The sequence below is a fragment of the Mycobacterium sp. genome (assembly GCF_050701675.1).
Lineage (GTDB): Bacteria > Actinomycetota > Actinomycetes > Mycobacteriales > Mycobacteriaceae > Mycobacterium.
The window spans coordinates 1-7,061 of the sequence record NZ_JBOGDD010000617.1; the positions used below are offsets into that span (position 1 = coordinate 1).

Genomic DNA, 7,061 nt, shown 5'->3' on the forward strand with positions numbered 1-7,061 from the left:
GTCACCCCACTCCGTGCTGGTCTCCTGTTGGTCGTCGCCGCTGGCCAACGATCTTTCCGATCCCTCCTCGTAGTTGACGACGATCGAAACTGCTATTCGGCATCCGTTTGGCCACGGCCCTTCAGGGGGTCGGCGTCCGTAGCCGACAAAATCTCGGCGCATCGCGTGGCTCCGCCTTTCGCACGTCCGGGGGTCCTATGTCGCTGGGGCGTCGCGGGCGGTCAGAACTCGCGTAGCAACGTTCCGAAGCCATCAAACTGATCATTGACGTCGCAGTGCCTCAATGCGTGCCACAGTGTTGCTGCGTTGATCGTCACCACCGGCTTACCGAGCCACCGCTCGGCCTCATCGGCAAGGCGAACCATCGATAGGTTGGTGCCGGCCTGAACCAGCACGTCGACATCGTCACCGTCGAGCTCCCGCAGCGCCGCGATCAACGTTGAGGCGGGCGTGCGACTGATGTAGTCGATCGAGGGCACCTTGAGGCCGATGGAACGTCGGACACTAAAGCCAGCATCGCTGAAGAACTGCTCGACGTGGTCATCTCCGACTTGTTGGTACGGGGAAACGAAAGCGATGTTCTTTGCTCCGAGAGCGTTGAGCGCGTCGCGCACTGCCGTTGCTCCCGAGGTGACGCCCTCGAGGCCGGATAATTCGCGCATGCGGGCCTCAATCCTGGCATTGCCCGCGAGACTGCCCCAGAACGTTGGTGCGGACATGGCCATCACCACGTGGTCGGGGCCGGTTGTCATCACCGACCGGATCGCGTCCGCGAGGGCGTCATCGACCTGCTGGATAATGTGCGCGAATTCGCTGTCGTTTCCGCTCTGCGGCTGGGGAATGTACATCCGCCCAACCGGAAAGGTCACGCCTCGGGGGGCCACTGAATGGAAATCGTGCTCGACCGTGGTATTGGTTGAGGGGACGATTGTTGCGATCTTGGCTCGGTAGCTATTGACGTCGCGCAGCTTCGGGTAATCCAGATCGGGAACAAAAAGGGGCACGGTCGGTTCCTCTCTCACAAATAAGGAAGGTGGTTCGATTACATGAAACGCTTGATCGTGCCTTCGATTACTGTCTGACAAATATCGAAATCATCGATCCGCGGCACCGTGCCCCAACGTTCGGCGATCGACGCGGTGTCTTCACCTCGCCGAAAACTGGCGAGCGCGTCGCGGTCTCGCCACACCAAGAAGGCGCCGATAGTGCCCAATTCCGGATTGTTAAACCAGATTTTGGACTGCAAGCCGTCAACTCGGGCGATCGCGTCGGCTCGCCCATAAATCAGTGATGAGAGGCGGTCATGGTCCGTCGATAGGCCGGGATTTTGGAACATCTCAAGAGTGGCAATCATAAATTAATTTCATTTCTGTTAGCCAGGGAGTGACAGTGATCCCGTTCAGGCTATCCAGCATTAATAGACTTGGACAATATGTTATTTCGCACAGCGATCGGCATCGGGGCATTGTGTAACCTCCTGGCGTACCGTTACTGAACGATCCGAGCGGGGACCGCGCCTCAGTGCAGACCGTCGATGCAGGCACCGTCGTACGCGCTCGCTACGACAGGATGCGCATTGCAGGAGTGGCTTACCCCGGACTGGCGTCATCTGGTGTTGGCGTCGGAGTTCATGGTCGCTTTGGGAACAGAGGCCGCCGCCGACCTGATGGACCGACTGACGCTGCGCGTCTTGTTGGCCGGCAGCCTTCTGTTTACGGCTGGCGACGACGGAGATCGGCTGTACATCGTTCTCGAAGGCAGACTTCAGGTCTTTAGGTCAGACGATCACGAACGCGCGAGAATGCTGGAAATCCTGGGGCCAGGCGCAGTGGTCGGAGAGCTTTCGATGTTTGGCGCAACGGCGCGCACCGCAACATCAGCTGCGCTCAGCCACGCGAAGGTCGCCGAGCTGGAATACCCCGCCGTCAAGCGCGTGCTGCGGGATCATCCGGAGGCGAACTTGCGCATCCTCGGACACATGGCTGAGCGGCTCCGCAAAGCGAACGAAATCATCGCCGACCACGCGCTGCTGAACGTACGGTCCCGCGTCTTGAAGGCAGTCGTGGAGTTGGCCCCTCGCTTCGGCCGAGTCGTCGATGAGGGCATCATCGTCGAGCACGGGCTGAGCCAGGAAGACCTTGCCAGGTATGTCGGCTCATCGCGGGAGATGGTTAATCGAGCCCTTTCCGATCTCCAAAACCGCGGCATCGTCGTCGTCCGTCCCCGTAGCTTGATCCTGACTCGGCGAAGGCAAGTCGCGACGCAGGATCGACAAACAGGACTGCACTAACTACTTCGACCTGAAACCTGGATCTTCGACGGGACCGGCGTGGTCTAGCCCGCCGAGAGTCAGGCCGTGGATTACAGCGTGATCTTGCAGGACTGGCCGATGTCGAGCGTGCGCAGCATCCGCCCCATGCCCAACCACATCGCGCAGGACAGCGCCAGGTCGGTCAGCAGTTCCGGGTCGAGTTGCTGGTTGCAGCGGTCCCAGAACTCCTCGTCGTCGCGCAGACCGGTGTGGTCGCTGGCGAACCTTGCCGCGAACTCCGCGGCGATGCGTTCCTGCGGGCTGTAGCCGGACCAGGTCCGCCACTCGGCGGCGTGGTCGTAGAGGTCTTCGTCGACGCCCGCCGCGATGCCGTCGGCGTCTCTGGTGTTCTGACACACCACGCACTCGTTGTCGAGCGCGATCACCATGCGCGCGAGTTCCCTGACCCGCATCGGCAGTCTGTTCTTGTTGTAGACCGCGTGGGTGAAACCGGCCATGGCGGTGCCGATGTCGGGCGATTTGACGATCCAGCCGGCCGCGTCGTCGTCGGCGAACTCTCCAATTCGGCTCATGGCGGCATCGTACGCCGATGACGCCCTTTCTGGAACACGTTCTAGTTTTTCGGTCAGCGCGCAGCAGGCCCTACTGCGGTGGACGCGACACGCACTGCGCGGAGTACAGCTGCTCGCCGAGCTTGTCCATCAGCTCGAGCTGCGTCTCCAGGTAGTCGATGTGGTGCTCCTCGTCGGCGAGAATGCCTTCCAGCAGACCAGCACTGGTGGCATCTTCCTTGGAACGGCACATGATGACGCCGGGCTTGAGCCGCGCCAGCACGTCGTACTCGATCGTGAGGTCGGCCTCGAACTGCTCGCGGAGGGTCTGTCCGACGCGCAGCGAGAAGAGCCGCTGATAATTGGGAAGGCCGTCGAGCAACAGAATTCTGTCGGTAATCGCCTCCGCATGATTCATTTCCTCGAACGCTTCTTTACGCGTATGCGTCGCGAGTTCGGTGAATCCCCAATTCTCCTGCATCTTGGAATGTAGGAAGTATTGGTTGATTGCGGTCAGTTCACTCGTCAATTGCTCGTTCAGAAGCTTGAGAACGTCGGGGTCGCCTTGCATTTCATTGCTCCTACGACACCGTGAGGGCTGGTCAGGTGTCAGTGTCCGGCCGTGCCTCGCCCGAGGCTCGATTGCTCCCTCAATCTAGTCCAATCGAGGCATGGGAGATACCGAGTACGCCGGATTCCCGGCGTGTTGCCGCTCGCCGATGGGATTGCTGCGGCCCAGGTGAGGGTAGGCAAACCACGCTACAGCCCGCCGATTATGGACTGGCTGGCCTAACTAAGGTTAGACTGCACTAACCTGTCAGCAGCGCTGCTCGGGACCACCGTGGCGCATCGGAATTCAAGGCGGAATCAATGGGCGAACACAGCGTGAACCCGCTCATTCTCGTCGCTTGTCAACGTATGGACGACACCGGCGGAAAGTCGTCAGTCCGTCAGCGACAGGTATTCCCTTCGATGAATGTCGCGGACCGGGCAGAGAACGTTGTTCGAATTACGCAAGTGGCTGGTTGGGAATTGCGTTCGGCGGCCGTATTCGAATTGCTCGACGTCCGCAACGAGAAGACCGGCCATTCGGACGCGGCGGCCTGATGTTCGTCTGCCTTTGTACCGGAGTGACGAGTCAGGCGGTCACCGACCTGGTCGCATCGGGTGCGTCGACGTCCAAGCAGATCGCCGACGCATGCGGGGCAGGCACCGACTGCGGACGCTGCCGTCGCACGCTCCGGGCGATCATCGAGGGCACGGGCGTCAATAACTGCCCGGTGCACGCGGCGCGCTAGCGCCTCGTCGATCAGGCAGGCGGATCGCGCCGATCGGCGAAGGCAGCCAACGCGTCGGCATTGGCCGCTCCCCCGAGCAGCTCCTCGAACTGCGCATACTCCCGCGCCGCGGCGGCGGTGATTTCGGCCCGCGTCGGCTCCACCATCGTCTGCTTGACGGCGATCAAACTCGGAATCGACCGTGCGGCAAGGATTTCCGCGTGACGTCGCGCCTCTGCCAGCAGGGCGTCGGGCTCACAGACCTTCCACGCGAACCCCATCCGCAGGGCCTCGTCGGCATCGATCCACTCCGAGGACAACAGCATCCACGCCGCGTTCTGACGGCCGACGAGCTGTGGCAACAGGTAGGACGACGCCGCTTCCGGGGCAACCCCGAGGCTGGTGAACGGGCACTTCAGCCGCGCCGACGAGGACATGAACACCAGGTCCGCGTAGCCGAGGATCGTCGCGCCGATGCCGACACCCAAGCCGTTGACCGCGAGGATCAGCGGCTTCCGCAGTGCGGCAAGGGTCTCGATCATGCCGGGGAATCCATACTCCCCCGACGTGAAGTCCGGATCGGTGATGCGCGCCTGCATCTCGACCAGATCGTTGCCCGCACTGAACGCGCGTCCCGTCCCGGTCAGCAGGACGACGGCGACACTGGGGTCCTCATCGGCGTCGCTCAGCGCGATCGTCGTGGCGTCGTACAAGGCCTCGTTGAAGGCGTTCAGCGCTTCCGGACGGTTGAGGGTCAGGGTCCGCACCCCGTTGACATCGTCGATCTGCACCAGCACGGCAGCAGCGTAAGCGCTAGCCGTTCGAGTAGACGCGACGGGGGGCGACGAATACGACCGTTCGCCGCTGCTCGGCCATCACGCGGTCGTATTCGGCCCAGTCGTCGTGCTTTCCACCCGCGGCAGTGAAGACGTCGCGCAGCAAGAGGCGCAGTCCGTCGCCGTCCAGCCAGGGCGCAGGGTCGTCCGGGCCAGCGAGCTCGGCGGGTCCCTCGACCGTCGCCCACCGCCAGCCGTCGCGGAACGTGACCGCGGTCGCGGCACGCGCCCGCAGGTTGGCCAGCTTCACCTTGCCGTAGGTGACGAACGCCAGTACCTGCTCGCCGGACACGGGATGAGCGAGGGCTCCGACGTTGACGAGCGACGCCTGAACCGTGCCGTCACCTCGGACCGTCGAGACCACGGCCAGACCGCTCTCGGCCGCGGCCAGACCGACCGCCTCGTCGAGGGTGGTCATCGCGGCACCTCGGTCGTGAACGGAGATCGCATCACGTAACGACTGGTCGGTACGGTGTCGACGTTCTGGTTCGCGCCGAACGCGGACGTGCTTGCCACCATGCGGTTCATCCGTTCACTGAGTTCGGCGTCGTCGGCGGCGCCGAAGAACGCGTGCAGATCCCTCGTCGCTTCGAGGGGGAACAGCTCCTCGACGATCGCGTCGATCGTCGGCGCCCCTGAGGTCAGAGCGCGCACGACCGCGTTCTGGGTGTAACCGAACGTCGACTGGGTCGCGATCGCCACCGGCGTGTGGTCGACGTGCCAACGCGTGAACCAGGTTTCCGCGTCCAGTTCGTCGGGCCGCCGCAGCAAGGCCACGTTCGCGAATCCGTCCGTGCGGGCGCCGGGGCCAGTCTCGGGTGGAGCCAGCGGAACGGACTCGGTGACGAGATAGGCGTCGACGTGGTCGCATTCGTCCCGCAGTCGGGCCAGCGCGCCCACGACGTGGGGTCCGTAGGACTGCTGCGTCCAAATGCTGATCAGCGCCGTGACGGGCGGGTCAAGTGTCGTCAGGGTCATGAGTGATTCCCGCACCGCGTCGTCACTGACGTTGACCGCGAGACCGGGCGCGCCCAACGCCAGCAGATCGTCGGCGACCCGGGTGCGCAATCGCACGCACCATGCCTCGTCGGCTGCCTTCGCCCGGAGGGTGATGATGACCTTCTCCACAGAAGGAACGTACCGCCCCCGCCGGGCCATCGATTCACAATGGTTGTCTGGTAGGTGACGCCGAGGGGTTGGGGGTGATGCGCGGGTGACGAAGCTACTGCCGCAACGGCTCGCCATGCCCGATCTCGGCGCGGCGGGACGCAGCCTGCTCGGCGTCATGCTCGCCGCGGCTGCCGGTCTGCATTGGGGGTCAGGAGGCGCGGCGACGGCGGCGGCCGGTGCCGCGGCGATCGCCGGCGTCACTGGGCTGCAGGAGACCCCTCGCGGCCCTCTGCGGCGAGTGGGTGCGACGTCCATTCAGATGGGCGCCGCCGTGCTTCTCGGCACGTCGACGTCGTCGTACGGTGGGCTCTTCGCGTTGGTCGCTGCCGCTTGGTTCTTCTACGCGGGGATGCAGTGGGCGGTGAGCGCCAACTCCGGGCTCATCGCGGTGGCCGCGGGTGCGCTCCTCGTCACGGCACCCCCGGTGCCGCCGACCCTCACCTCCGTCGCGACGGCGACCGTCCTCGCCATCGGCGGTGGCCTGGTTCAGGCGCTGCTGGTCGGGCTGTGGCCGCGACGCCGATGGCGGATGCAACGGGATGCGCTGACGAGGGCCTACCGGTCCCTCGGTGCCGACGCACTGAACCTCGCCACCGATCCGGGTGCGCGGGTGGACATGGCCCCGCTGCTAATGCTCCGTGACTCGTCCACTCTTACCGACCGTCAGGTGCGGAGTCGGCCACTGGCGTACCGCGCCTGGTACGGCCTTCCCCAGCGGATTTCGGTGACGCTGACCGCGCTGGCAGGGAGGTCCGCAGGGGATCACGCGGTGGCCGACGTCCTGCGCGCAGCCGGTCAGGTCTTGGACGTCGTCGCGGGCCGCAGTCGAACCGCGAAATACGAAGCCCTGGACGGCATGAAGCGCGTCGAGGCCGCCGCCGACGCGGTGGCGATGACGAACGTCGCTCTGGCCCAGCGCCTTTCCCACCAGCTCCGGGAGGTCGTCGCACTACGG

At 64.2% G+C, this 7,061-nt stretch carries 10 protein-coding genes and 1 pseudogene; 4 read left to right on the plus strand and 7 right to left on the minus strand.

The window, feature by feature from the left end; genetic code table 11:
- Positions 1–221: 221 nt before the first annotated feature.
- Complete coding sequence (locus ACRDUX_RS19010) at positions 222–1,004, minus strand: maleate cis-trans isomerase family protein (protein ID WP_526415574.1); 783 nt, start codon at positions 1,002–1,004, stop codon at positions 222–224.
- Between the two features lie 38 nt (positions 1,005–1,042).
- On the minus strand, positions 1,043–1,354 hold the full coding sequence (locus ACRDUX_RS19015) for a hypothetical protein (protein WP_526415575.1): 312 nt from the start codon (positions 1,352–1,354) through the stop codon (positions 1,043–1,045).
- Positions 1,355–1,534: 180 nt separating this feature from the next.
- Here ACRDUX_RS19015 and ACRDUX_RS19020 point away from each other — a divergent pair, with 180 nt between their 5' ends.
- The gene (locus ACRDUX_RS19020; RefSeq protein WP_526415576.1) at positions 1,535–2,290 is read left to right on the plus strand and encodes a Crp/Fnr family transcriptional regulator; all 756 of its coding nucleotides are present in this window, start codon (positions 1,535–1,537) and stop codon (positions 2,288–2,290) included.
- A gap of 71 nt (positions 2,291–2,361) precedes the next feature.
- Here the strand turns inward: ACRDUX_RS19020 and ACRDUX_RS19025 are convergent, their stop codons facing one another.
- Together ACRDUX_RS19025 and bfr are read right to left on the minus strand one after the other, a co-directional pair.
- Complete coding sequence (locus tag ACRDUX_RS19025) at positions 2,362–2,844, minus strand: carboxymuconolactone decarboxylase family protein (RefSeq protein WP_526415577.1); 483 nt, start codon at positions 2,842–2,844, stop codon at positions 2,362–2,364.
- A gap of 70 nt (positions 2,845–2,914) precedes the next feature.
- Complete coding sequence (gene bfr, locus ACRDUX_RS19030; RefSeq protein ID WP_526415578.1) at positions 2,915–3,394, minus strand: bacterioferritin; 480 nt, start codon at positions 3,392–3,394, stop codon at positions 2,915–2,917.
- Positions 3,395–3,693: 299 nt separating this feature from the next.
- Between bfr and ACRDUX_RS19035 the strand changes: the two genes are divergently transcribed.
- Positions 3,694–3,930 (plus strand): hypothetical protein, encoded by a 237-nt coding sequence (locus tag ACRDUX_RS19035; RefSeq protein WP_526415579.1) that lies wholly within the window; start codon positions 3,694–3,696, stop codon positions 3,928–3,930.
- Positions 3,930–4,121, plus strand: coding sequence for a (2Fe-2S)-binding protein (locus ACRDUX_RS19040; RefSeq protein WP_526415580.1), 192 nt, complete (start codon positions 3,930–3,932; stop codon positions 4,119–4,121). The genes ACRDUX_RS19035 and ACRDUX_RS19040 overlap by 1 nt, the downstream gene beginning before the upstream one ends.
- An 11-nt stretch (positions 4,122–4,132) precedes the next feature.
- Here ACRDUX_RS19040 and ACRDUX_RS19045 read toward each other — a convergent pair whose 3' ends face one another.
- Genes ACRDUX_RS19045 through ACRDUX_RS19055 form a run of 3 tightly spaced genes read right to left on the minus strand, consistent with a single transcriptional unit; the run spans position 4,133 to position 6,064 of the window.
- Entirely contained in the window at positions 4,133–4,897 is a 765-nt protein-coding gene (locus ACRDUX_RS19045) for an enoyl-CoA hydratase/isomerase family protein (protein WP_526415581.1), read from the minus strand.
- Positions 4,898–4,913: 16 nt separating this feature from the next.
- Complete coding sequence (locus tag ACRDUX_RS19050) at positions 4,914–5,354, minus strand: TIGR03618 family F420-dependent PPOX class oxidoreductase (protein ID WP_526415582.1); 441 nt, start codon at positions 5,352–5,354, stop codon at positions 4,914–4,916.
- Positions 5,351–6,064 carry an EthD domain-containing protein gene (locus ACRDUX_RS19055; protein WP_526415583.1) on the minus strand — a complete coding sequence of 238 codons (714 nt, stop codon included), beginning with the start codon at positions 6,062–6,064 and terminating at the stop codon, positions 5,351–5,353. Before ACRDUX_RS19055 ends, ACRDUX_RS19050 begins: the two co-directional genes overlap by 4 nt.
- Positions 6,065–6,149: 85 nt before the next feature.
- On the opposite strand from ACRDUX_RS19055, the pseudogene ACRDUX_RS19060 reads away from it, so the two are divergent.
- Positions 6,150–7,061, plus strand: a pseudogene (locus ACRDUX_RS19060) (FUSC family protein); the annotation flags it as partial.